The following is a 25,355-nucleotide window of genomic DNA, read 5'->3' as shown; positions in this document are numbered from 1 at the left end:
AGATCGAACCGCACGGCCCCATCGAGACCGAAGCCGCCCGCCGCCTCGCCGACGACCTCAAGAACGAGTGATCACCCAGTTACCCAACACTTTCTCAGAGCCCTCAGAGGCCGATCCGCAGCGGGGTGAGGCGGGTGGCGATCAGGTTGGTGGCGCCGCGGTCGCGTTCGATGTGGCCGTGCACCAGCAGGCCGGCCCGGTCCAGGGCGGTGCGGCGTTGGGACTCCCAGACCGGGCGGTTGCAGATCACGTTGATCAGGCCGGTCTCGTCCTCCAGGCTGAGGAAGAGCACCCCGCCGGCCGTCGGCGGCCGTTGGCGGTGGGTGACCAGGCCGCCGACCACCACCGCCGTTCCCGGTGGTACGTCCGGGAGTTGGGCGGCGCTGAGCGCGCCGCCGCGGTCCAGGTGGGCGCGCAGGTGCTGGAGCGGGTGGCTGGTGGCGGAGGTGCCGGTGGCCCACAGGTCGGCGATGGTCTCCTCGACCGGGCTCATCCCGGGCAGCTCCGGCGCCTCGGTGCCGGGCGTGGTGCCGGGGAGCAGCTCGGCCGAGATCCCGGCGAACGCGCCTGCCGCCCACAGCGCCTGACGTCTCGTCAGTCCGAAGCAGTCGAAGGCGCCGGCCGTCGCCAGCGCCTCCAGGACCGGCGCGGGCAGGCCGGTGCGGCGGGCGAAGTCCTCCAGGTCGGCGTACGGCTGTCCGGCCGCGATCGCCTCGGCCTGCGGGGTGCCGATGCCGCGCACCGTCTCCAGGCCGAGCCGGATGGCCGGTTGGGGGCGGCCGGCGGTCAGCGGCGGCACGGGGGTGGGGCCCCGGTACGGCTCCAGGGTGGGGCGGGGCCCGCTGGCGTTGACGTCCACCCCGCGCACCCGCACGCCGTGCCGCCGGACGTCCGCGACCAGGCTGAGCGGCGAGTAGAAGCCCATCGGCTGGTTGGCCAGCAGGGCGCAGGTGAAGGCCGCCGGGAAGTGGTGCTTGAGCCAGGCGCTGGCGTACACCAGGTAGGCGAAGCTGATCGCATGGCTTTCCGGGAAGCCGTAGTTGGAGAAGGCCTCGATCTTGCCGTAGACGTCCTCGGCGACCTCGGCCGGGATGCCGCGCTCGGCCATCCCGGTGAGCAGCCGGTCGCGCAGCCCGGCGACCCGCTCGTGGGAGCGCTTGGCGCCCATCGCCTGGCGCAGCCGGTCGGCCTCGGCGGGGGTGAACCCGGCGCAGTCGATGGCGAGTTGCATCATCTGCTCCTGGAACAGCGGCACCCCGAGGGTCTTGCCGAGGGCGTTCTCCATCAGCGGGTGCGGGCAGCCGGGCGGCTCCGCCCCGGCGCGCCGGCGCAGGTACGGGTGGACGGAGCCGCCCTGGATCGGGCCGGGGCGGATCAGCGCGACCTCGACCACCAGGTCGTAGAAGTGGTCCGGCTTGAGCCTGGGCAGGGTGGCCATCTGCGCCCGGGACTCGACCTGGAAGACGCCGACGGTGTCGGCCCGGCGCAGCATCGCGTACACGCCCTTGTCGTCGTCCGGGATGCCGGCCAGGTCATAGCGCAGACCGTGGTGCCGCGCGATCAGGTCGCAGGCGTCGTGCAGCGCGGCGAGCATGCCGAGGCCGAGCAGGTCGATCTTCACCAGCCCGGCGCCGGCGGTGGACTCCTTGTCCCACTGCAGGACGGAGCGCCCGGGCATCCGGGCCCACTCGGTCGGACAGATCTCCCCGATCGGCTCCTTGGTGAGCACCATGCCGCCCGAGTGGATGCCCAGGTGGCGTGGCAGGCCGTGGAGTTGGGCGGCGAGCGAGAGCACGTCGGCGGGGATGACGGCGTCCGCGCCGGGGGCGGAGCGGAAGTCGGTCTGCCGACTGAAGGCGTCCACCTGGCCCTGCGGGTAGCCGAGCACCCTGGCCGCGTCGCGGATCGCCAGCCGGGGGCGGTAGGTGATCACGTTGGCGACCTGGGCGGCGTGCTCGCGCCCGTAGCGGCGGTAGACGTACTGGATGACCTCCTCGCGGCGGCGGTTCTCGATGTCCAGGTCGATGTCGGGCGGGCCGTCCCGGGCGGTGGAGAGGAAGCGCTCGAACAGCAGCTTGTAGTGGATCGGGTCGACGGCGGTGATCCCGAGGGCGTAGCAGACCGCCGAGTTGGCGGCCGAGCCGCGGCCCTGGCACCAGATGTCCTGGCTGCGGCAGAAGTCCACGATGTCGTGCACGATCAGGAAGTAGCCGGCCAGCTCGAGGTCCTCGATCACGTCCAGCTCCTTGGCGAGCTGGCGGCGGGCGGCGGCGTTGCCGGGGCCGAATCGGGCCGGGCCGCCGGCCGCGACCAGGGCGCGCAGGTGGCCGATCTCGGTCTCCCCGTCGGGGACGGGGTAGCCGGGCAGTTCCGGGTCCAGCTTGGCGAAGTCGAAGGCACAGGCCCGGCCGAGTTCGGCGGTGGCCCGCCGCACGCCGGGGAAGCGGGCCAGTCGGGCGGCCATCTCCCGGCCCGAGCGCAGGTGCGCGGTGCCGGACGCCCGGGTCCAGCCGGCCGCCTCCTGGAGGGTGCGGCGCTCGTGGAGGGCGGCCAGGCTCTGCGCGAGGCGGCCCTGGGCGGGGCCGGCGTGGTGGGCGTTGGTGGAGGCGACGACGGGCAGCCGCAGTTCTCCGGCGAGCGCGGCGAGGGCGTCGTTGCGCCGGTCGTCGCCGGGCTGCCACTGGTCGATCAGCTCGACGTACACGTTCTCGCGGCCGAACGCCTCGGTGAGGGTGCGGAGTCGGCGCTCCGCCTCGCCGGTGGCGAGGCCGGCCGGGACCCGGCCGAGGCGGCAGCCGGTGAGCACCGCCCAGTGGCCGTCGTGCGCCTCGGCGAGCGCCGCGAAGTCGTACGCCGGGCGCCCCTTGGCGCCGCCGGCCAGTTGGGCGGCGGCGATCGCGGCGGACAGTCGGCGGTAGCCGGCCGGGTCGCGGGCGAGGACCAGCAAGTGCTCGACCTCTTCGGCTTGGTGACGGATTGTCAGTTCGGCGCCGAACGCGGTGGCCACGCCCGTCCCCCGGGCCGCCTCGGCGAGCCGGACGGCGCCGTACAGGCCGTCGTGGTCGGTGATCGCCAGGGTCTCCACGCCCAGCCGGGCCGCCTCGGCGACCAGGTCCTCGGGGTCGCTGGCGCCGTCCAGGAAGCTGAAGGCGGAGTGGACGTGCAGTTCGGCCCAGGGTTCGCCGGGGGTGCCCTTCTCGGTGGGGGCTTCCCCGGCGGGGGCTTTCCCGGTGGGGGCTCTCTCGGTGGGGGCTTCCTCGGTGGAGGCTTCCGAGGCAGGGCGGCGCAGCGGGACGACCGTGCGGTCCGGCGCGGAGCCGGTCAGCCGGCGGTGCAGTTCGCTCCAGGGGAGGGTGGGGTGGCTGGTGAAGCCCATCGGGGGTTGCCTTCGTCGTTCTCGTTCCGGTCCTGCTCCCCCCTTTCCTCCGGGTCCCGGACGGCCGCTAGTCGTAGCCGGCCTCCAGGTACCACGCACCCCCCTCCACGGTGAGCAGCAGCGCCCGACCGCCGTCCACCACCATCTGGAACCGCGCCCGGCGGCGGGCGAGCGACTGGTCCCACCAGTACTCGACCGCCGGCCAGGGCCCGGTCCAGCCCGCCACCCGCTCCTCGCGGCCCCGGACCACGACCAGGGCCGGCCGGCCCGACACCCCCGCCCGGCCGTCCACCGTGACCGGTCGCCCGGCCTCGTCCAGCACCCGCACCGGCGCCGGCTCGCGCAGCACCACGGCCGGCCAGAGGTCCGCCGCCCGCTCCGCCAGCCGCCCCGGCCAGGGCGCGTCCGCCGCGGCCGCCGCCTCGTACGGTTCGCCCCACGGCACCCGGACCTGCTGCTCACCCGGGCCGCGACCGCCCGCCGACTCGATCCGGCGCAGCCCGGCGTGCCCGAGCACCGCCTGCACCCGGGCCACCGCGCGCTCCACCCGGTCGTCCGCGACGGCCTGGCCCCACAGGGCGAGCTGGCGGCCCTGGTCCGGGGAGAGGCCGTCGGGGGCGAGGCGGAGCAGGGCGAAGCCCTCCCGATCGCCTTGAGCGGTGGCGAAGGTGCCCATGCCCTGCCAGGCCTGGAGCTGCCAGCGGACCCGCTCGGCCAGCGCCGTCGCGGACAGCCGGCCCTCGTGCCGCCACAGCCGCGAGACCGTCCGGCCGTCCGCGCAGGCCACCTCGACCGCCACCCGGCGGCAGGTCAGCCCGGCCCCGGACAGCTGCCGGTGCAGCTGCTCGGCCAGCGTGCGGGCGACGAACACCAGTGGCTCGGCCAGCGGCTCCGGCGGGTCGAAGCGCTGCTCGACGGCGAGGTCCGGCTCCTCGTCGCGTGGCACCAGCGGGCGCGGCTGCAGGCCGCGGGCCAGCCGGTGCGCGACCGTGCCGGTCGGGCCGAAGCGGTCCGCGACCGCCTCGGGCGGCAGCGCGGCGAAGGCCCCGACGGTGGGCAGGCCGAGCCGCCCCAGCAGCTCGGCCAGCGCCTCGTCGCCCAGTGCGGTCACCGGGTACGGGGCGAGGAACTCCGCCGTACGACCGGCGGGCACCAGCACCCCGGCTCGGGCGGCGAGCACGGCGGCGAACAGGCCGTCGGCGACGCCGATCCGGGCGTGGGGGGTGGTGGGGGTGGTGGGGGTGGTGGGGGTGGTGGGGGTGGTCGGTTCGGCGGTGGGCTCGGTGGGCGTGGTCGGTGCGGTCGGTGCGGTCGGTGCGACGGTGGGCTCGACGGGCACCGCCACCGCGCCGGGGACGGCGTCCGGGACGGGCGGCCGCCCGAGGGCGTCCGCCACCGCCGCGCCGACCAGGGCCGCGAGCGCCTCCTCGCCGCCGAAGTAGCGGCCCGGGCCCTTCACCGGAATGGCGCACAGGCCCGGGCGGATCACCTCCACCCGGGGCGTGAACGCCTCGACCGCCGCGACCACCGGTTCGAAGCGGCGGGTCTCCGCCTCCGGGTCGCGGTCGCGCAGTTCCAGTTCCGGGCAGAGCCGCTGGGCCAGCTTGAGCCGCTGCCCCTGCCGCACCCCGGCGGCCCGGGCGCCCGCCGAGCAGGCGAGGATCCGGCCCCCCTCGGTCACGGCCACCGGGTCGTCGCCGGTGACGGCCACCACCGGCCAGTCCGGGCACCAGACCACCAGCACCCTGGGGGTCCGGCCGCCGTCGGGCGTCGTCGCCACGTCCACGTCCACGTCACACCACCGCCGCCACGAGCTCCGGGAGCGCCGCGGGGGCCGGCTGTCCCGTCGGCTCCGCCAGGGGCTGCGGCTGCTCCCGGTGCTCCCGCTGTTCCCGGTGCTCCCGGAGCGGGCGCACCGCGCCGTGCTCGTCCGGCAGCCAGAGCCGGGCCGTCCGGCCGCGCACCGCCGAGCCCCGCCCCTCGGCCACCACCTCCACCTGGCGCCCGGCGAGCTGCCCGTAGCCGTCCCCCAGCCCGAACCAGCGCCCGGACCGCACCTCCAGCCGCAGCACCGCCCCCGGCCACGGCCCGGCCACCAGCAGCACGCAGCCGCTGCGCCGCAGCACGGCGGCCAGTCGGGTGGCCAGCTTCGGCGGCACCGGCCCGTCCGGGCGCAGCATGATCAGTTCGACCGCGCCGGCCAGCACCGACACCACCTCGGGCCAGTGCGGCCCCGGGTCGTCGGCGACCAGCAGGCGGCGCAGGTCCAGCCCGTACCCCTCGGCGGCGGCGAGGCCCAGGTCCGGCAGCCCGACCGCGGCCGCCCAGCCGCCCCCGGTCTCCCGGACCCCGGCGGCCAGGGCCAGCAGCAGTCCGGCGTCCCCGCCCGCCACCGACACCGCCGTCCCGCGCCGCAGCCCGCCGTCCGGCAGCACCTCGCGCAGGGCGGGCGCCACCGGTACCAGCCCGCGCCCCGCGGCCGCCCGCCCGCCCTCGGGCGCGGGCACGGCAGCCGGGAGCGCCACCGGCCGCAGCGCGGGGCGGCCGGGCTGCTCGGCGGTGGATTCGAAAGCAGGTTCGAAAACGGGCACAGCCCCAGGATCGAACATCCGTTCGCAAAGATTCAAGTCCACTTCATCGCCCCCACCCGTCACGCTCCGTGGTCCTGCCCCATCCAGCGGGCCCTCATTGATTTATTGATCCCGCGTTTACCGGGCGCCGACAGCATTCGGGCCCATGAACAGACGATCACGCGTCGGCACCTGGCTGGGCCTGCTGGCCCTGGCCGTGTGCGCCACGCTCGCAGCTCCGTCGACCCCCGCGCAGGCCGTCACCACGGTCACCGACCAGGAATCCACGATCACCTTCAGCAACAACAAGTGCCTTGAGGTGGCCGGGAGTTCCACGGCGGATGGCGCGCAGGTCCAGATCTACGACTGCAACGGCTCCGGCGCCCAGAAGTGGATCTCCCGCGAATACCCCGACGGGCGTCCCGGCGTCGCGTTCTACAACGCCGCCTCCGGCAAGTGCCTGGACCTGCAGAACAACAACCACACCGACGGCGCCAGGATCCAGCTGTGGCCGTGCAACAACGGCGACGGACAGCGCTGGATCTTCACGAACGAGACCGTGGGCAGCCCCCTGGAGCTGTCCAGCTACGGCTCCCCCGGCTGCGTGGACGTGCCGAACAGGAACTTCGTCAACGGGCAGGCGGTCCAGTACTACCGCTGCAACAGCAGCCCCGCCCAGAACGTCAGCTTCCAGCAGGCCTCCGTGTCCTCCCGTCCCGTCTACGCCATCGCCCACAACCTCAACGACCCGGGCCAGGTCTACCCGGCACTGGCCGCCGGCTACAACGCGATCGAGGCCGACGCCTGGTGGGGCATGCCCTCGAACAGCGGCGTCGCCTGGTGGGCCCACGACGGCGACGTTCCGGCCTCCGGCTCCGCGCCCCGGTTCCAGGACCTCGCCAGCAGGATCATCGCCGCGAAGAACGACCACAAGAACATCACCTTCGTCTGGATCGACGTCAAGAACGCCTGGAGCGGTGGCAGCTTCGCGGCCAACCAACTGCTCGATCTGGCACACCAGTTCACGAACAACGGCATCGCCGTCGTCTTCGAGATGAGCGGCGACGAGGGCAACGCCCAGTGGACCCAGGTCGCCAACGACGTCGCGGGCAACGGCATGGAGGGCCTGTTCGCCGCCAACGACTCCCTGAGCAGGACCCAGAGCCTGTTCGACGCGACGAACATCCCGCAGCTGCGCCGCTTCACCGACCGGGGTGCGGCGAACCTCGCGCTCGGCTGTGCGACCGGGCCGTTCAGCACCGACACCTCCTACCGCGACCGCGGCGACGGCAGCCACGGCGGCCGGCAACTCGGCGGCGTCATGGCGTTCACCCTCAACGACAGCGGCAACTCCACCAACTGCATGGCGTCCCTGCTGTCGCAGACCGGCGTCGACGGCATCATCCTCGGGCACGACGTGGACGACTACCAGGACGACGGCACGACCCGGGGCGCGCTGGCGCACTACGCCGACTGGATCACCTGGCACCCGGATCAGGTGCGCATGGCCACCGACCGGGACAACATCTTCGGCTGATCGTTTCGGCTGACCGTGAAGCACGGCCGGACGATCCGGTGAGCCGAGCGGCTGAGGGGGCTGCCTCCCCCTCAGCCGCTCATCGCTGTGGCGGCGCCCCGGGTCGGATGCGCCGACCGGGTGACCCCCGGGGCTGACCGGGCGATCCCCGGGGGCCGACCAGGTGACCGACAACCCTTTTTTCCTTGACAAATTTTTTTGTCGGTCGGATGCTGGAACGGTGCTGGACGTCGCTGTGATCGAAGAACCCGCCGCGGCCGAGGCCTCCCTGGACCCGATCCGGTCCCGGATCCTCGCCGCCCTCGCCGAACCCGGCTCGGCCGCCATGCTGGCCACCCGGCTGGACCTGCCCCGACAGAAGGTCAACTACCACCTGAAGGAACTGGAACGGCACGGACTCGTCGAACTCGCCGAGGAACGGCGCAAGGGCAACGTCACCGAGCGGGTGTACCGCGCCACCGCCGCCTCCTACGTGATCTCCCCCAGCGTCCTGGCCGCCGTGAGCCCGGACCCCTCCCGCTCCCCCGACCAGCTCTCCGCCCGCTGGCTGCTCGCCCTGGGCTCCCGGCTGGTGCAGGAGGTCGGGGCCCTGCTCACCGGCGCCTCCCGGGCCAAGCGGCGGGTCGCCACCTTCGGCATCGACGCCCAGGTCCGGTTCGCCTCCGCCGCCGACCGGACGGCCTTCGCCGAGGAGCTGTCCCTGGCCGTGGCCACCCTGGTCAGCCGCTACCACGACGAGTCCGCCCCCGGGGGCCGCAGCCACCGGGTGGTCGTCGGGCTGCACCAGATCCCCTCGGCGCCGCAGCCCGGAGCTCCCGGAGCCACCGGAGCCGGACCGGAACCCACCGCCGGGCCCGAGCCCGATCAGGAGAACGAGAAATGACCCACCCCTTCGAGATCGAACTGGAGACGACCCTCCCGGCGAGCCCGGAACAGGTCTGGGAGGCCATCGCCACCGGCCCGGGCATCGACTCCTGGTTCATGGGCCGCAACGAACTCGACCCGCGCGAGGGCGGGACCGCCACCATGGAGACCGGCGGCCACCGCGCCGAGGCGGTCGTCACCGCCTACGAGCCCGGCAAGCGCCTGGCCACCCGCACGGCCACCGCCGAGGACGGCCGGTTCATGGCCTTCGAGTACCTGATCGAAGGACGGGACGGCGGCAGCACCGTGCTCCGCGTCGTCCACAGCGGCCTGCTCGGCGACGACTGGCAGGACGAGTACGACGCGCTGCGCCGCGGCTGGCCGTTCCACCTGCACACCCTCGGCCAGTACCTCGCCCACTTCCCCGGCCGCACCGGCGCCCCCGTCTTCGCCGCGGCCCCGGCAGCCGGGCGCCCGGACCCGGAGGTCCGCAGCCTCCTCGCCCACGCGCTGTCACTGCCGCTGCCGGTCACCGTAGGTGCCCGGGCCCACGCCGAACCGGCCGGACTGCCGACGCTGGACGGGGAGGTGGTCTGGGCGGACGACGAACGGTTCGAACTCCGCACCGCCGACGGGCTCTACACCTTCCACCACGGCGCGGGAACGGTGCTGATGTTCCACCACCTCTTCGGGCCCGCGACGGACGGGGCCGAGGCCGCCTGGCAGCAGTGGCTGGCCGGGCTCCTCGCCTGACGCGCACGCATCGTCCGTCCCGGCATCCCGGCATCCCGGCCTTCCGATTTCCACAGGCCCACGAGAACCGCAGACCCACAAGAACCGAGGAACCACTCATGCGCACCCTGATCAGCACCGCCTTCGTCTCGCTCGACGGCGTCGTCGAGGCCCCCGGCGGCGAACCCGGCTACCGCAACTCCGGATGGACCTTCAAGGACGTCGAGTTCGTCCCCGAGGCCTACGAGATCAAGGGGCGGGAGCAGGAGGAGGCCACCGCGATGCTGATGGGCCGGGTCAGCTACCAGGCCTTCAGCCCGGTGTGGCCGGACATGCCGGAGTTCGCCCGCTACAAGACGCTGCCGAAGTACGTCGTCTCCACCACCCTCACCGAGGACGACCTGGTCCCGAACTGGGGCGAGACCACCATCCTGCGCACGGTCGACCAGGTCGCCGCCCTGAAGGAGACCGAGGGCGGCCCGATCCTCCTCCACGGCAGCACCGCCCTGAACCACAGCCTCTCGGACGCCGGCCTGATCGACCGCTACCACCTGCTCGTCTACCCGCTGCTGCTCGGCGCGGGCAAGCGCCTGTTCAGCGCCACGGACAAGGACGCCCAGAAGCTGCGGCTGGTCGAGCACGAGGTCTACAGCAACGGCCTGCAGAAGCAGGTCTTCGACGTCGTGCGCTGACCGGCGGCAACACCCGGTGGACCGCCGGGAACCGGGACTCGAACCAGGACGGGAACCAAGGCGGGAGCCAGGACGGGGCCCAAAACCGGTGGACAGGTTCCCGGCGGTCAACAGACTGATCCCATGACGGTGAACGACGACAAGCACGACCTGCGGATCTACGTCCAGGACGCCCGCGACGCCCTGCTGTGGAAGCTGGACGGCCTCTCCGAGTACGACCTCCGGCGCCCGCTCACGCCCACCGGAACCAACCTGCTGGGCCTGGTCAAGCACGTCACCGGGGCCGAGGCGCTGTACCTCGGCGAGACCTTCGGGCGCCCCTTCCCCGAACCGACCCCGCTGTGGATCGTCGGCACCGACGAGCCGAACGGCGACCTGTGGGCCCGGGCCGAGGAGAGCACCGAGGAGGTCCTCGGGCGCTACCGCCGGGTCTGGGCGCACTCGGACGCCACCATCGAGGCGCTGCCGCTGGACGCCGTCGGCCGGCTCCCGTTCGGCGACCGCCCGCAGCAGACCCTGCACCGGGTGCTCGTCCACCTGATCGCCGAGACCCACCGGCACGCCGGCCACGCCGACCTGGTCCGCGAACTCATCGACGGCGCCGTCGGCCAGCGCTCCGACGGCGCCAACACGGCTCCGGGCGACGCGACTTGGTGGCAGGACCACCACGACCGGGTGGAGCGGGCGGCCCGCGAGGCGGGTGGGCTCGCTTGAGTTCGGAGGCGGAACCGGCCCGCCGCCCGGAGATCCGTACGGTGACGGGCACGGATCAAGGGGTCAGGACGGCCGCACGGTGCGTGCCGTGCGGAGGTCCCGCCGTCCGGAACGCCGGCCAGTTCCTGTACCGCGGGCGGGAGTTGTGGTGGGACTCCGACCTCCACTGCCCGTCCTGCGACCTGCACATGTGCGAGCACTCGGGCTCCGAGGATTCGGACGCGATGCCGAGGGACCTCCGGGCGGCGCTGCTGGCCGTGCACGGCCCGGCCCGGCTGCGGCTCGCCGGGCCGCTCGACGATCCGGTGGCGGTGCTGCGGCTGCTGCGTGACGGGGGCCGGACACCGCTCGGATCGGCGCGTGAACTGCTGGACGAGCTGCGGGAGTTCGGACTGAGCGGGACGGCCGTCGAGATGGCGTGGTGGCGGGTTCGGCTGGGCGAACTGGGTGTCGCGGTGGAGGTCGAGGAAGGCTTCGGGCGGGCGTACCGGTACGTGGGGCCGCCGGAGCTGCGGGAGCGAGCGACGGCCTCCGGCGATCCGGGTCCGGACGGCCGGGCGGTACGGACAGCGGTCGGCCGGCCAGTGCGGACGGTGGTCGGGTTCGCCTCCTGGGCGGACGGGCGGGCGGCGGAGGAGTTCGTGGAGCCGTTCACCTTCGTGGTCGACCTCGGCGGCGCGCTGCGACTCGCCCCGCGCCGCAGCGAGCACGTGGCCTGCGCGGGCGGGGAACCGGTGCTGAGCGCCGGGGAGATCGGGTTCCGGCGGTCGGGCGGCGGGGGCTGGGAGGTCGGGACGGTCAGCAACCTCTCCACCGGCTACTGCCCGGACGTCGTCTCCTGGCCCGCCGTCGCCGCCGCCCTCGACCGGCTGGGACTGCCGCATCCGGGCGGCTTCACCCAGGCGGTGGTGTTCCGGCGCTGCACCGGGTGCGGGCAGTGCGGCATCGTCCGGGAGGGGCACTACGTCTGCGTCTTCTGCGACGCGGACCTGCCGGAGCGGTGGAACGTGGACGAGGTGGCGGTGGACGAGGTGGCGGTGTCGTAGGCACCGGTCCGGAGGGGCGACTGCCGTCGGCGGGGGAAACCCCCGTGGCACTGTCGGGTCGGCCCGCTAGGGTCGGGTGGGTCAGGGGGCGGAACGGGGAAGGGCGGGGCAGGTGGGAAGTGTGCGGGAGGCCGGGGTTCCGGGCGGCGTGGTGCACCAGGGGAGCCGGGAGTTCCTGGTGCGGGAGGGGCTGCCGTCGGCCGGGGCGTTCCTGGACTTCCGGGTGCTCGACGAAGGCTCGCTGAAGGCTTTCCCGGCCGCCGGGGCGGAACGGCTCTTCGTCCTCGGGGAGACGGACTACTGCACCCCCTTCGCCGCCCTCGGCGACCTGGTGCTGCTGGACGGCACCACCGGCGAGGTGTTCCTGGGCAACGGCGGCCCCCGGCGGGATCCGCTGGCCTCCGGCCTGCCCGCGCTGGCCGCGCTGGTGCGGGAGGTGGAGGCGGTGGGCGAGGCCGCCCGACGCCCGGAGGCGCTGGACGGACGGCGCGGGCCCACGGTGGTGGCCGAGGTGACGGCCCGGGCCGAGCAGCGGATGCGGGAGATCGACCCCGGGCTGTTCGAGGGCGGCCCCACGCCCGCGCACTGGGGGACGGCCCTGCTGGTCCGGGCCCTGGGCTGGGGCGCGCTGCCCGGCGGCCCGGGCGGCCCCGCGTACCGGGTCGGCACCGAGCTGGTGGCCGAGCTGGCGTCGCTGACCGACGAGGACGGCGGCGCGGGCCGGATCCACCGGTTCCGGCCGGAGGCGCTGCCCGCCGCCCTGACCCACGAGCCGACCCGGCGGCTGCTGACCGAGATCGGACTGCCGCTCGGCGGGGCGATGTTCGGAGTGTGCGAGGAACCGCTGGTCACCATGGCGGAGGCGTACCCCGAGTACTTCGACGGCGAGGAGGAACGCCCGTACCAGCGGGACTACCTCGCGCTCGGCGACTGGCCGACCGACCTCACCATCGCCCTGGACGGCGCCACCGGCCGGCTCGAACTGCCCGACTGGTACGACGACGGCCAGCCCGAGGCCTACCTCAACCGCGACCTGACCGCCCTGCTCTACGCCCTGTGGACGTACGAGCGGCTGCGCGCCGAGTGGGAGCGCTGGGAGCACGGCCGGGGCCGGGACACCTGGGCGGTGTTCGACCCGCAGTCGCTGCTGAGCACCGTGGTGGACCGGCTGGTCGAGGGCGTCGACCCGGAGGCCTTCGCGTCACCCGGCCGCTCCTGGCGGCTGCTCGCCGAGGACGGGCACCTGGGCGGCCTGCTCGGGTGACCGGCGGGGCGGGGCGGGTTGCAGGTGGGGCGGGGCTGACTGCCGGTGGGGCGGGGCCCGCACCCGTTCCGGGGTCGTGTCCGGGGTTCTGTCCGGGGGTCGGGATCCGCCCGCGACCGGGCCGTCGCGCCGGTACGCTGCCCCGGTGACGAACATCCGTACGGCGGCCGGGCGAAGACGGGCGATGCTCCTCGGCATCGGCGCCGGCCTCTCCCTCGCTTCGGCGGGCACGCTGTACGGCCTGCTGTACGTGCGGTCGCTGGACTACGGGGAGCGCTGCGAGCACGGCCTGGTGTCGGGCGGCGGGCGGCTGCTGGAGACGGGCGCGTCCTGGCTCCCGCCGGACGCCTGGTGCCGGTTCGAGGACCGGAGCCTGTCCACCACGCCGTTCTGGGCGCTGCTGCTGTTCTACGCGCTGCTGACCGTGGTGGTCTGGTCGGGCACCGCACTGCTGCACACCGTCCGCCCGCGCCCGAACCCGGGGCTGGACTGGCAGCCGGGCCACACTGCCGGTCGGAGCCGGTAGCGGGCCCGGTAGCGGTCCCAGTAACGAGGGTCGGTGGCCGAAGCGGGTGGCGAGGTCTTGGGCGGCTGGACGTCTGCCGGGCACTGCGCCGGCGCGGGGACGTCCCGATCATCGTGAGCGGTGGCCGGACCTGACCGGTACGGGCCGCGGCTGACCATGGACCGGCGGGCCGCCCGGGTGCGGCTGGACGACGCCGAGCTGCCGCTCACGCCCGAGGAGTACGACCTGCTGGCCTTCCTCACCGAGGAGCCGGGCGCGCTGATGTCGCGCGAGCAGATCATGGAGGGCGGTCTGGGACGCCAACTGGTTCGGGCCGACCAAGACGCTGGACGTGCACGTGGCGGCGCTGCGGCGCAAGCTCGCGGGCGCGGTGGCGATCGAGGCGGTGCGCGGGGTGGGGCTCCGGCTGGTGGTGGCAGCGGACGCGGTCCCGCCGGGCGTGGACGGCGACATCTCGTGAACGGATCATGGACCGCGCCACGGGGAACGCCGACCCGGCAGTTGCGGAACGGGAGGCACGCGGCGGCTCGGCGAGCTACCAGGACCAGGCCGAACGGACGGCCGGGGACGCGGAGTTGCTCGGACCGCTGGACGGGCTACCGGAGAGCTCGGCTCAAGGCGTGGCAGGACGTAAAGTCCGGGCTTGCGGTTGCCGCAGCGGCAGCTTCTACGGTCGTGACCAGGGCCGGAGGAACCGGCCCCGGTCGAGTGAACGTGCACGTCGAGGACGTGGGGCGGGAGCCCCCGAGAGAGGAGCCGACCAGTGGCCTGGCCGATCGCGGACGTCGCCCGGATGTCGGGCGTGACCGCCCGAACCCTGCGGCACTACGACGAGATCGGGCTGCTGCCTCCGGCCTGGATCGGATCCAACGGCCACCGCTACTACGAGGAACGGCAGTTGCTGCAGTTGCAGCAGATCCTCGTGCTGCGGGCGCTGGGCGTGGGGCTGGCCGAGATCTCCCGGATCGTCGATGCCCAAGTCGACGAACTGGAGTCCCTCCGAAGCCACCACCGCCGACTGGTCGCCGAGCGCGACCGGCTCGACGCGCTGGCCACCACCGTCTCGCGCACGATCACCGATCTGGAACGCTCCCGGAAGGACGGCACACCCATGACCAGCATCAACCGACCCGAGAACCTGTTCGAGGGGATCCAGCCCGCCGACATCGACGTCAGCCTCCGTGACTTCCCCGAGCACACCGAGGCGGCCCGGCAGGCCACCGCCGTGATGACCCCGGCCCAGATCGAGGCCGGACAGCGCGAGCGGACCGCGCGGATGGTCCGCCTGGCGGAGCTGATGGCCTCCGGCCACCCGGCCGACGCCGAGCCCACTCAGCACATGATCGACGAGGAGTACCAGCTGCTCAACGGGCTCCGGACCGTTGCCCTGGAGGAGTACCTCGCCATCGCGCGCTCGTGCACGGAGAACGAGCAGTGGAGCGCCGCGTACGAGGCCATCGCATCGGGGCTGGCCGCCTACCAGCGCGCCGCCATGGAGGCGTACGCGGCGGCTCGGCTCTCCTGAGCCGGGCTCTGCGCTCCTGAGCCGGGCTCGGGCCGGAGGCTCCGGACCCGGGGGGGCGGAGCCGCGGGGGCGTCGGGGGTGGAGGTGCGGGAAGGAGCTGAGCCCGTCCCGGGGGCACGGGGGGACTCCGGGGCGCAGCTCCTTCTCCCTCCCCCGTCACTCCGTCCGCAGCGCCGTGACCGTCCGGGTGCGGGCGGCCCAGGTGGCCGGCAGGAGGGCACCGAGCAGTGCCAGCGCCACGCCGCCGAGTATCAGCGGCCCCACCACCGACGGGGCGAACACCGTGAGGTCCTCGTCCGGCACCCCGACCCCGGCGGCGCGGGCCATCGCCGGCATCACCAGGTGGTGCACCCCGATCCCGATCGGGACCCCGATCAGCCCGGCCACCAACCCGCTTCCGCAGACGGAGGTGAGCACCATGCCGACGGTCTGCCGGGGCGACATCCCGAGGGCCTTGAACACCCCCAGGTCGTGCACCCGTTCCCGGGTGTCCAGCAGTACGGTGTTGAGCACCCCGAGCCCCGCGACCACCGAGAGCAGCAGGGTGAGCGTGCCCGCCAGGGTGTTCATCGCCAGCACCACGATGTTGAGGTGGTCCTCACCGGGATCGGCGCTCAGGCCCATCGGCTTCACCACCGCGTCGAGTCCGTCGGCGTAGGACGACACCTCGGTGCCCGAGGTGAGGTCGATGTGGAAGGCGACTGCTTCGGCGTGGATCGCTCCCCCGAGCGGCTCCAGCGAGGCGCGGTCCACGAAGACCACGTCCTGGGTGGTCATGACCTCCCCGGTGATCTTCGCCGGGGTGGTGCGCCCTTGGTCGGTGAGGGTGACGGTGTCTCCGACCTTCTTCTGGTTGGCCTGGAGGAAGGCCGCGCTGACCACCGTCTCGCCGGGGCCGTGGAACCAGTGGCCCGTGACCAGTTGGAAGCCGCTCCAGGAGGCGTCGCCGGCGAAGGCGACCAGTTCGTAGCGATCGGTGGTCCCGGCCACGGTGGCCGTGGCGGGCACGCTGCTGTACCAGGCCCTCGTCCCGGGACGGGACTCGATCGCCTTCACCACGGCCGCCTCGTCCACGTGGTCGACCGGGGCGGAGCCGTCGATCGGGACCTGGACCAGGACCTTGCCCGCGCGGTCGGCCGTCAGGCCGTCCTGGATCGACCCCAGGGAGAGCGTCAGCCCGACGCAGAGAGTGACTCCGGCCGTGCCGAGCACCACCGCGGCGGCGGTGGTGGCCGAGCGGCCCGGCCGGTTCAACGGGGAGGCCAGCCCGAGGCTGAGGGCACGCGGCACCGGCAGCCGGCCGATCAGGTTCTGCGCCGCGGACAGCAGGCCCGCCAGGCCGGGCCGGCCCGCAGTGCCCTCAGCGGCGGCCCGCTTGGCGGTCGGTGCCGTCCGGCCGACCGCGAGCGCCTCGACCGTGCGCAGCCGTCCGGCCTTCAGCGCCGGCACCAGCGCGGTGCCGACCACCGCGCCCAGGGCCGCCGCGGCGACCACCACGTCCACCCAGACGGGGATGCCGAGCAGACCGCCGCGCAGGGCCTTGCGGGCCACTCCCAGCACCGGTACGGACAGCAGGTTGCCACCGAGCACACCGAGCGCGGTGCCAACCCCGGCGGGGATCAGCGCCTGGCCCACGTAGGCGCGCGCCACCTGGGCCGGGGTGAAGCCCAGGGCCTTGAGGATGCCGATCCGCCGGGTGGCGGCGCTCACGGCGCCGCTGACCACGACGCCGATGATCAGCACCGACATGGCCAGGCCGAGCACCCCGAAGGCCGTGACGAACGGGACGAAGGTCGACGCCGTCCGGTTGGCCTCCGCCCGGGCGGGCCGGTAGGTGGTCGCCTTGGTGAGCGCACCGCCCGGTACCGCGGCGGCGATCGCCGCGTGGTCGGCGTCCACCTCGGCGTCACTGCCCGCGTGGGCGAAGCGGTAGAGGTACTGGGCGGCGGGCGTGGTGCCGGGCGCCGTCAGCCCCGCCACCTGCTCGGGGGCGACCCAGCCGTCCGCGCTCCAGGAGACCGAGTCGGCCAGGCCGACCACCTTGAGCGTCGGGTGCCCGGGCAGGTCGGGGAACTGCGCGGTGTCGCCCACCGACAGCGGGGAGTGCCCGTTCAGGAACACCACCTCGCCGGGGCCGGCGATCCAGCGGCCCATGGTGATCCGCAGGTCGTCCATCGGGCCGTCCTGGGCCCGGCCGACCAGCGTCATCGGCGGCAGCAGGCTGCCGGCCGGAGGGATCTTGGTGTCCTGGCCGACCCGCGGCTGGAGGGTGACCGCCGAGTAGGGCCCGGCCGAGGCCGTCACCCCTGGTGCCTGCGCGGCCGCGGCGAGTTGGGCGGGGCTCGCCTTCGTCCGGTCGTACAGCACGTTGAGGTGGGCGCCGTGCTGGTCGGTGAAGGCGCGCTCGTACGGGCCCTGGGCGGCGACCACCAGCCCGAGGGCGAGGATGCACGCCGTCACGGACATCATCGTGGTGAGCACCATCACCAGGGTCTGCACCCGCTTGCGGCCCACCCCCGCCCGGACCACCTTGCCCATCGCACTCATGCGCCCACCTCGCTCCGCTCGGCAGGGGCATTCGCCCACGCGCACCTCTTGACGACGAGCTCGCTGCGCTCACTCATGCACCCACCCCGCTCCGCTCGGCAGGGGCACTCGCCCACGCGCACCTCTTGACGACGAGCTCGCTGCGCTCACTCATGCACCCACCCCGCTCCGCTCGGCAGGGGCATTCGCCCACGCGCACCTCTTGACGATGAGCTCGCTGCGCTCACTCATGCGCCCACCCCGCTCCGGCGACCGGGCAGCGACGCGGCGGCCGTGTCCCGGACCAGGCGGCCGTCGAGCAGCTCGATCGTCCGGTCGGCGCAGGCCTCTGCGAGCGCGGTGTCATGGGTGACCAGCAGGATCGTCTGACCCTCGGCGTTGAGCCCGCGGAGCAGCTCGCGGACGTCGGCGGCGGAGGCGGTGTCCAGCGCCCCGGTCGGTTCGTCGGCCAGCAGCAGCGGCGGACGGTTCATCAGCGCCCTGGCCACCGCGACGCGCTGGCGCTCGCCGCCGGAGAGCCTGCCCGGGAAGGCCTTGGCGTGCCGGGCCACCCCGAGCCGCTCCAGCAGCTCCCCGGCCCGGGCCCGGGCCTCCTCCCGGCGCATCCCGGCGAGCTGGGCCGGGAGCAGCACGTTGTCCTCGACGTTCAGGTCGTCCAGCAGGTTGAAGAACTGGAACACCATGCCGATCCGCGCCCGCCGGTACTCGGCCAGCGCGGCCTCGCCGAGCTCGTGGACGGCCACGCCGTCCACCTCGACGCCGCCCTCGCTCGGGCGGTCGAGGCCGGCGATCAGGTTCAGCAGGGTGGACTTGCCGCTGCCCGAGCGGCCGAGCACGGCCACCGCCTCGCCGGCCCGTACCTCGAGGTCGAGCCCGGCCAGCGCGGGGCGGGCGGCGTCGGATCGGTCGTACGTCTTGCTGACGCCGCGGATCCTGATGATCGGCGCGTTCACGGGCCCTCCACGGTTCGGGGTCCGGCTCCGGAGAGTCCCGGACCGGCTGACGGGACATCACGCTACGAATCCGCGACGGGGCCCGGACAGCCGTCTAGGCGGCGTCCAGGGGGTGTATCCAGATACACCCCGAACTGGGTGTTCAGGCCTAGAGCGTCGGACGATCACCCGGGGCAGACTGACTCCGCGAAAGATCGGGACGGACGCCCTGGGGGGCTCCGAGGCCGAGGCTTAGGGCCCCTTGACGGGGGCTCAGGACGGAGAGGGGGAGCGACATGAGGGCAGAGGAGATCACCGGGGTGGCCCGGAGGATCGGCCGGGCCTGCGCGGACGGCGTGCGCGCGTGGTACGTGGCGACGATGGCCGTGACGGGGCTGATCTCGCTGCTGGCGGGGCCGGTCCTGCTGGGTGCCGCGCTGTTCGGCCCCGAGGAGTCGGGGCACTTCGGGCCGGGCGGGCCGCTGATCCTGACGGTGCCGTTGGGGCCGGTCGCCCTCTGGGCGCTCTGCTGGGCCACCGGCGGCTCCGGCCGGGCGGTGGGGGCCGTGCTGTTCGCCCCGGGCGCGCTCGCGGTGACGGCGACCCACCTGTACGGCGGCGCCGCGCCCGGCGGCCGGTCCGTCTCGCTCTGGCTGGCGCCGTCGCTGGTGGTGCTCGGGCTGTTCGGGGCGCGCTGGATCGCCACCGAGAGCCGGCGGGTCGTCGAGCGGTGGAGCGGGCGGCCGATCCCGGCGCCGTACCGCCGCCCGGCCGAGGGGGCCGGCGTCTGGCAGCGGCTGTCGGCCGGCGGCTGGCTGACCGACCCGGCGACCTGGCGGGACTTCGCCTGGGTGTTCCTCACCGGCTTCGCCGTGCTGTTCACGGCCGCGATCGTGGTGCTGACGCCGATCGCCCTGGAGGTCTTCGGCCGGAACGGGCTGCTGTTCCCGCTGGTGTTCGCCTACGGCATGGGCGTCTGGGTGGCCCCGTTCGCGCTCCTGTGGGCGGCGCCGCCCGTCCTGCGGGTACACGAGCGGGCGGCCAGGTCCCTGCTCGGGCCCTCCCGGCAGACCGAGCTCGCCCGCCAGGTCAGCCATCTGGCGCGCACCAGGGCGGACACCATCGACGCCGGGGCGGCCGAGCTGCGCCGGATCGAGCGGGACCTCCACGACGGGGCACAGGCCCGGCTGGTGGCACTGGGCATGCTGCTGACCGTCGCCGAGCAGGTGAAGCACGACCCGGACGCCCTCGGGCCGCTGCTGGCCGAGGCCCGGACGTCCTCGGTCAAGGCGCTCAGCGAACTGCGGGACTTGGTCCGGGGCATCCACCCGCCGGTGCTGGCCGACCGCGGTCTGGCCGACGCGGTGGAGGCGACCGCACTGGACCTGCCGCTGCCGGTCACCTTCACCGGGGGCCTGCCCGGCCGGGCCCCGGCACCGGTGGAGTCGGCCGCCTACTTCGCGGTCACCGAGCTGCTGGCCAACGTGGTGAAACACGCCGGGGCCTCGCACGTGTGGATCGAGATAGGGCACAGTGACGGGCTGCTGCGGATATCGGTCACCGACGACGGGCGCGGAGGCGCGGACCCGTCCCGGGGCACCGGCCTCAGCGGAACCGAACGCCGACTGGCCGCCTTCGACGGGGTGCTCGCGATCAGCAGTCCGTCCGGTGGGCCGACCATCGTGAACCTGGAGATCCCGTGCGCGTTGTCATCGCCGAAGACCTCTTCCTCCTCCGGGACGGGCTGACCCGGCTGCTGGAGGCCAACGGCATGAAGGTCACCGCAGCGGTCGAGGACGGTGAGCAACTGCTCGCCGCGATCGCCGCGGACCGGCCCGACATCGCCGTGGTCGACGTGCGGCTGCCGCCGAGCTTCACGGACGAGGGGCTGCGCGCGGCGCTCGCGGCCCGGCAGGCCCACCCGGGCCTGCCGGTGCTGGTGCTCTCGCAGTTCGTGGAGCAGCTCTACGCCCGCGAGCTGCTGGCCGGCAGCTCGGGCGGGATCGGCTACCTGCTCAAGGACCGCGTGCTTGACGGCTCCCAGTTCCTCGACGCCGTCCAGCGGGTCGCCCAGGGCGGTACGGCCATGGACCCGGAGGTGATCACCCGGCTGCTCACCCACAACTCCTCGGCCGGCCCGGTCTCCACTCTCTCCCCGCGCGAACGGCAGGTGCTGGCGCTGATGGCCGAGGGCCGCTCGAACGCGGCGATCGCCCAGCAACTGGTGATCACCGAGCGGGCGGTCGCCAAGCACACCGCGTCGATCTTCGTCCGGCTCGACCTCCAGCCCTCCGACGACGACAACCGCCGGGTCCTGGCCGTACTGGCCTACCTCAACAACGACTGAGCACCTCGACAGCCCGGGAGGCGCACAGCTTTGACAGAGGTCGGACAAGTGAGGGGCGGCCCTCCGCGGTAGGGGGCTCGCCCACCGGCGAACGGGTCCTCTACCCTGGTGAGGTGCTCATCCTTGTTCGCCGCCGCCACGTGGACCTGCTCCGCGTGACGAGCATGTCCTGTCGACGCTCCGGCTGAACCTCGCGCTACCCACCCTCACGGCAGCCCCCGAACGGCCGCCACCACCTCCCGGCTACCGGAGCACCCGCCGCACCAGGCGCGGCTCCGGCCACCCCTGGTCGACCACCGGGACCAGCCGGGACGAGACCAGCGGATGTCACACATGCCCCAGCAGCACACCCCCATATCCGGAACCGGCTCCACCTCCGAGGCGCACCCCGAGGCGCTCCCCGAGGCCCTCCCGGTGATCGACCTCTCGCTCGCCGACGGCAGCCCCGAGGACCGCCGTCGGCTGCACGACGAGCTCCGTACCGCCGCCACCGGCGTCGGCTTCTTCCAGCTCGTCGGCCACGGCATCACCCCGGAGGAGACGGCCGCGCTCACCGGAGCCATGCGCGCCTTCTTCTCCCTCCCCGAGGCCGACCGGCTCTCCGTGAGCAACCTCAACTCCCCCCACTACCGCGGCTACACCCGCACCGGCGACGAGCGCACCGGCGGCAGCCAGGACTGGCGCGACCAGCTGGACATCGGCGCCGAGCTGCCCCCGCACACCCCCGGCAGCGGCGAGCCCCCGTACTGGTGGCTGGAGGGCCCCAACCAGTGGCCGACCGCGCTGCCCGAGCTGCGCACCGCCGCGCTCGGCTGGATCGACCACCTCGGCGCGGTCGCCCGCCGCCTGCTGCACGAGCTGCTCGCCGCGATCGGCGCCCGCCCCGACTTCTACGACGAGGCCTTCGCGGGCCACCCCCACCTGCGGCTGAAGCTGGTCCGCTACCCCGGCACCGCACCGGACGGCTCCGGCCAGGGCGTCGGCGCCCACAAGGACTACGGGTTCATCACCCTGCTCCTCCAGGACACCGTCGGCGGTCTCCAGGTCGAGCGCCCGGACGGCACGTTCCTGGACGTCCCGCCGATGGACGGCGCCTTCGTGGTCAACCTCGGCGAGCTGCTGGAGGTGGCCACCGACGGTTACCTCAAGGCGACCAGCCACCGCGTGGTCAGCCCGCCCGGAGCCCGCGAGCGCTACTCCGTCCCGTTCTTCTACAACCCCCGCCTCGACGCCCACGTCGAGCCGCTCGACTTCCCGCTGGCCCACCACGCCCCCGGCGCCACCGAGGACCCGGCCAACCCGCTCTTCGCCGACTTCGGCTTCAACGAGTGGAAGGGCTACACCCGAGCCCACCCCGAAGTCACCCGCCGCCACCACGCCGCCCTCGCCGAGCCCGCCTCCCGCTGACGGCTCACGGCTCACGGCTCACGGCTCACGGCTCACGGCTCACGGCAGACGGCAGACGGCAGACAGCAGACAGCAGACAGCAGACAGCAGACAGCAGACAGCAGACGATCGGAACACGGCCGGCCGAACCGGCACGACCCCGGGCACCGGGGCACGTGCCGGTTCGCGCATTCCCGGGCCCTGCCCTGCGCCGCCCGGCCCGGATCCGATGGACCTGATCGCACCGCACTGTCACACTGCTGCTGTCACAGCAGGAGTGCGCCAGCGCGGGAGGCAGCAGATGGGGGAGCACGGCGCCGGGGTGGGTGAGGTGCGGCTGACGGTGGACGAGTTGGCGGCGCGGGCCGGGGTTACGGTGCGGACGGTGCGGTTCTACGGTACGAAGGGGCTGCTGCCGCCGCCGGAGCTGGGTCCGCGGCGGGTGGGCCTGTACGGGGCGGCGCACCTGGACCGGCTGGGGCTGATCGAGGAGTTGCAGCGGCAGGGGCTGACCCTGGCCGCGATCGAGCGGTACCTGGCCCGGCTGCCGGAGGACAGCACCCCGCTGGGCCTGGCGATCCACCGGGCGCTGGTGGCGTCCTGGACGCCGGAGACGCCCGAGGAGGTGGGCCGGGCGCAGTTGGAGCGGCGGGCCGGCCGGGGGCTGTCGGAGGAGCAGGTGGAACGCCTGGTCGCGATGGGGGCGTTGGAGCGCACCGCCGACCCCGAGGTGTTCCGGGCGGATCCGGGTCTGCTGCCGCTGGGCGTGCGGATCCTGGACGTACCGATCCCGCTGGAGACGCTGCTGGCCGCCCGCGCGGTGGTGGTGGAGCACAGCCGGGCGACGGCACGGGAGTTGCAGCGGTTGTTCCGGGAGACGGTGTGGAAGCCGTACCGGGAGAGCGAGCCGGATCCGGCGGAGCTGGCCCGGATGAAGGAGCTGACCGACCACATCCAGCCGATGGTGGCGCAGGCGCTGGTCACCGCGTTCCAACGGTCCTTGCGCGAGGAGTTGGGCGACGAGCTGGGCGAGGAGTCGGGCGACTAGCAGGTGCCGGGTGGGGCCGTGCCTCGCACGCGCGGCCCCACCCGCCACTTCGCGGGTCAGTCGGTGAAGGTCCGCCCCTCCGCCGCGATCCGCTCCAGCAGGGCCGGCGGCGCGAACCGCTCGCCGTACGCGGCGGCGAGTTCGCGGGCGCGGGCCGCGAAGCCGGCCGGGCCGCCCTCGTAGCCGTTGATGTACTGGAAGACGCCGCCCGTCCAGGCCGGGAAGCCGATGCCCAGGATCGAGCCCACGTTGGCGTCGGCGACCGAGGTCAGCACGCCCTCCTCCAGGCAGCGCACCGAGTCGATGGCCTCGCTGAACAGCATCCGCTCCTGGAGGTCCTCGAACGGAACCTCAGAGGGGTCGTCCGCACCGGAGAAGTGCTCCAGCAGCCCCGGCCAGAGCCGGCCGCGCTTGCCGTCCTCGCCGTACTCGTAGAAGCCCGCGCCGCCGCTGCGCCCGGGGCGGCCGAACTCGTCGACCATCCGGTCCACCACCGCGTCCGCCGGGTGCGGGGTCCAGGTGCCGCCGGCGGCCTCGACCGCGAGCCGGTACTCGTCGCGGATCTTGCGGGGCAGGGTGAGGGTGAGCTCGTCCATCAGGGAGAGCACCTTGGCGGGGTAGCCCGCCTGGGCGGCGGCCTGCTCGACGGAGGCCGGGTGGATGCCCTCGCCGACCATGGCGACGCCCTCGTTGAGGAACTGGCCGATCACCCGCGAGGTGAAGAAGCCGCGGGAGTCGTTGACCACGATCGGGGTCTTGTCGATCTGCCGGACCAGGTCGAAGGCGCGGGCGAGCGCCTCGTCGCCGGTCTGCGGGCCGCGGATGATCTCGACCAGGCGCATCTTGTCGACCGGCGAGAAGAAGTGCAGGCCGATGAAGTCGCCAGTGCGCTGGACGCCTTCGGCGAGCACGCCGATCGGCAGGGTGGAGGTGTTGGAGCAGAGCAGCGCGTCGGGGGCGACCACGCCCTCGATCTCCTGGAACACCTTGTGCTTGAGCTCGGTGTTCTCGAAGACCGCCTCGATCACCGTGTCGCAGCCGGCCAGGTCCGCGGCGTCGGAGGTGGCGGTGATCCGGGCGAGCAGGGCGTCGCGCTTGGCCTCGGTGGAGCGGCCGCGGGCGATGGCCTTGTTCAGCAGGCCTTCGGAGTAGGCCTTTCCGCGCTCGGCGGCCTCGGCGCTGACGTCCTTGAGCACGACCTCGATGCCGGCCTTGGCGCAGGCGTAGGCGATGCCCGCGCCCATCATCCCGGCGCCGAGCACCGCGACCTTGCGGACCGGCCGCTTCTCGATCCCCTTGGGCCGCCCGGCACCGGAGTTGACCGCCTGCATGTCGAAGAACAGCGCCTGGATCATGTTCTTGCTGGTCTGTCCGCAGGCCAGCTCGGTGAAGTAGCGGGCCTCGATCACCATCGCGGTGTCGATGTCGACCTGGCTGCTCTCCACCGCGGTGGCCAGCACGTTGCGCGGGGCCGGGTAGGGCGCGCCGTTGAGCTGCTTGCGCAGGTTGGCCGGGAAGGCGGGCAGGTTGGCGGCGAAGGCGGGGGTGGCCGGGGTGCCGCCGGGGATCTTGTAGCCCTTGACGTCCCAGGGCTGGACGGCGGTCGGGTTGGCCTCGATCCAGGCCTTCGCGCGGGCGGTCAACTCCTCGGGGGTGTCGACCAGTTCGTGCACCAGGCCGTGCTCCAGCGCCTGCCCGGGACGGTACTGGCGGCCCTGCAGCAGGAACTTCAGCAGGGCGTCGGTGATGCCGAACAGCCGCACCGTGCGGACCACGCCGCCGCCGCCCGGGAGCAGGCCGAGGGTGACCTCGGGCAGGCCGATCCGGCTGGCGGGGGTGTCCAGCGCGATCCGGTGGTGGCAGGCGAGGGCGATCTCCAGGCCGCCGCCGAGCGCGCTGCCGTTGACGGCGGCGACGACCGGCTTGCCGAGGGTCTCCAGCTTGCGCAGCGAGCGCTTGATCCGCATGGACTTCTCGAAGACGGCCTCGGCGTCCTCGGGGCGGGCGGCGGAGAGCATGCGCAGGTCTCCCCCGGCGAAGAAGGTCTTCTTGCCGGAGGTGACCACCACGCCGCGCAACGCGTCGCCGAGGCCGGCCAGCCGGTCGACCACGGCCTCGAAGTCGGCCGTGAAGGCCTCGTTCATGGTGTTGACGGACTGGGTGGGGTCGTCGAGGACGAGGGTGACCACGCCGTCCTGGTCCTGCTCCCAGCGGATGGTGGTGGTGTCGCTCATGAGTTCAGGGTCTCC

The 25,355-nt window shown here is 73.8% G+C and carries 19 protein-coding genes and 1 pseudogene; 14 read left to right on the top strand and 6 right to left on the bottom strand.

The window, feature by feature from the left end; genetic code table 11:
• Positions 1–103: 103 nt before the first annotated feature.
• From ACFVXG_RS29750 to ACFVXG_RS29740, 3 genes are all read right to left on the bottom strand, one after another.
• Complete coding sequence (locus ACFVXG_RS29750) at positions 104–3,376, bottom strand: error-prone DNA polymerase (RefSeq protein WP_387931681.1); 3,273 nt, start codon at positions 3,374–3,376, stop codon at positions 104–106.
• Positions 3,377–3,443: 67 nt separating this feature from the next.
• Positions 3,444–5,168, bottom strand: a complete 1,725-nt coding sequence (locus tag ACFVXG_RS29745; protein ID WP_387931679.1) for a DNA polymerase Y family protein — start codon at positions 5,166–5,168, stop codon at positions 3,444–3,446.
• Between the two features lies 1 nt (position 5,169).
• Positions 5,170–5,967 (bottom strand): hypothetical protein, encoded by a 798-nt coding sequence (locus tag ACFVXG_RS29740; protein WP_387931677.1) that lies wholly within the window; start codon positions 5,965–5,967, stop codon positions 5,170–5,172.
• Between the two features lie 145 nt (positions 5,968–6,112).
• Here ACFVXG_RS29740 and ACFVXG_RS29735 point away from each other — a divergent pair, with 145 nt between their 5' ends.
• The 10 genes and pseudogenes from ACFVXG_RS29735 (at position 6,113) to ACFVXG_RS29690 (ending at position 14,846) form a co-directional block, all read left to right on the top strand.
• On the top strand, positions 6,113–7,483 hold the full coding sequence (locus ACFVXG_RS29735; RefSeq protein ID WP_387931675.1) for an RICIN domain-containing protein: 1,371 nt from the start codon (positions 6,113–6,115) through the stop codon (positions 7,481–7,483).
• Positions 7,484–7,703: 220 nt separating this feature from the next.
• A complete protein-coding gene (locus ACFVXG_RS29730) occupies positions 7,704–8,366 on the top strand; it encodes an ArsR/SmtB family transcription factor (protein ID WP_387931674.1) in 663 nt (220 codons plus the stop codon).
• The gene (locus ACFVXG_RS29725) at positions 8,363–9,100 is read left to right on the top strand and encodes an SRPBCC domain-containing protein (RefSeq protein WP_387931672.1); all 738 of its coding nucleotides are present in this window, start codon (positions 8,363–8,365) and stop codon (positions 9,098–9,100) included. The genes ACFVXG_RS29730 and ACFVXG_RS29725 overlap by 4 nt, the downstream gene beginning before the upstream one ends.
• Positions 9,101–9,198: 98 nt before the next feature.
• On the top strand, positions 9,199–9,771 hold the full coding sequence (locus ACFVXG_RS29720) for a dihydrofolate reductase family protein (RefSeq protein WP_387931671.1): 573 nt from the start codon (positions 9,199–9,201) through the stop codon (positions 9,769–9,771).
• A gap of 123 nt (positions 9,772–9,894) precedes the next feature.
• A complete protein-coding gene (locus tag ACFVXG_RS29715) occupies positions 9,895–10,485 on the top strand; it encodes a DinB family protein (RefSeq protein ID WP_387931669.1) in 591 nt (196 codons plus the stop codon).
• Positions 10,486–10,709: 224 nt separating this feature from the next.
• Positions 10,710–11,531 carry a hypothetical protein gene (locus ACFVXG_RS29710; RefSeq protein ID WP_387931668.1) on the top strand — a complete coding sequence of 274 codons (822 nt, stop codon included), beginning with the start codon at positions 10,710–10,712 and terminating at the stop codon, positions 11,529–11,531.
• 112 nt (positions 11,532–11,643) lie between these two features.
• Positions 11,644–12,795, top strand: coding sequence for an SUKH-4 family immunity protein (locus tag ACFVXG_RS29705; RefSeq protein WP_387931666.1), 1,152 nt, complete (start codon positions 11,644–11,646; stop codon positions 12,793–12,795).
• A 145-nt stretch (positions 12,796–12,940) separates the two neighbouring features.
• Positions 12,941–13,321, top strand: a complete 381-nt coding sequence (locus ACFVXG_RS29700) for a hypothetical protein (protein ID WP_387931665.1) — start codon at positions 12,941–12,943, stop codon at positions 13,319–13,321.
• A gap of 117 nt (positions 13,322–13,438) precedes the next feature.
• Positions 13,439–13,781, top strand: a pseudogene (locus tag ACFVXG_RS29695) (winged helix-turn-helix domain-containing protein); the annotation flags it as partial.
• 303 nt (positions 13,782–14,084) lie between these two features.
• Complete coding sequence (locus tag ACFVXG_RS29690) at positions 14,085–14,846, top strand: MerR family transcriptional regulator (protein WP_387931663.1); 762 nt, start codon at positions 14,085–14,087, stop codon at positions 14,844–14,846.
• Between the two features lie 156 nt (positions 14,847–15,002).
• Here the strand turns inward: ACFVXG_RS29690 and ACFVXG_RS29685 are convergent, their stop codons facing one another.
• Together ACFVXG_RS29685 and ACFVXG_RS29680 are read right to left on the bottom strand one after the other, a co-directional pair.
• Positions 15,003–17,393: an FtsX-like permease family protein gene (locus ACFVXG_RS29685; protein ID WP_387931661.1), complete on the bottom strand. Its 2,391-nt coding sequence runs from the start codon at positions 17,391–17,393 to the stop codon at positions 15,003–15,005.
• A 227-nt stretch (positions 17,394–17,620) separates the two neighbouring features.
• A complete protein-coding gene (locus ACFVXG_RS29680) occupies positions 17,621–18,346 on the bottom strand; it encodes an ABC transporter ATP-binding protein (protein ID WP_387931659.1) in 726 nt (241 codons plus the stop codon).
• 275 nt (positions 18,347–18,621) lie between these two features.
• On the opposite strand from ACFVXG_RS29680, the gene ACFVXG_RS29675 reads away from it, so the two are divergent.
• From ACFVXG_RS29675 to ACFVXG_RS29660, 4 genes are all read left to right on the top strand, one after another.
• Complete coding sequence (locus tag ACFVXG_RS29675; protein WP_387931657.1) at positions 18,622–20,073, top strand: histidine kinase; 1,452 nt, start codon at positions 18,622–18,624, stop codon at positions 20,071–20,073.
• Positions 20,025–20,672 carry a response regulator transcription factor gene (locus ACFVXG_RS29670; protein WP_350508189.1) on the top strand — a complete coding sequence of 216 codons (648 nt, stop codon included), beginning with the start codon at positions 20,025–20,027 and terminating at the stop codon, positions 20,670–20,672. The genes ACFVXG_RS29675 and ACFVXG_RS29670 overlap by 49 nt, the downstream gene beginning before the upstream one ends.
• 333 nt (positions 20,673–21,005) lie before the next feature.
• A complete protein-coding gene (locus ACFVXG_RS29665; RefSeq protein ID WP_387931655.1) occupies positions 21,006–22,079 on the top strand; it encodes an isopenicillin N synthase family dioxygenase in 1,074 nt (357 codons plus the stop codon).
• A gap of 280 nt (positions 22,080–22,359) precedes the next feature.
• The gene (locus ACFVXG_RS29660) at positions 22,360–23,106 is read left to right on the top strand and encodes a MerR family transcriptional regulator (RefSeq protein ID WP_387931653.1); all 747 of its coding nucleotides are present in this window, start codon (positions 22,360–22,362) and stop codon (positions 23,104–23,106) included.
• A gap of 56 nt (positions 23,107–23,162) precedes the next feature.
• Here the strand turns inward: ACFVXG_RS29660 and ACFVXG_RS29655 are convergent, their stop codons facing one another.
• Positions 23,163–25,340 carry a 3-hydroxyacyl-CoA dehydrogenase NAD-binding domain-containing protein gene (locus tag ACFVXG_RS29655; protein WP_387931652.1) on the bottom strand — a complete coding sequence of 726 codons (2,178 nt, stop codon included), beginning with the start codon at positions 25,338–25,340 and terminating at the stop codon, positions 23,163–23,165.
• Positions 25,341–25,355 lie beyond the last annotated feature (15 nt).

The organism is Kitasatospora sp. NPDC058162 (assembly GCF_042884005.1).
Lineage (GTDB): Bacteria > Actinomycetota > Actinomycetes > Streptomycetales > Streptomycetaceae > Kitasatospora.
Note: the sequence above shows the minus strand (reverse complement) of the source record. Positions and strands in the feature narration are given on the sequence as shown.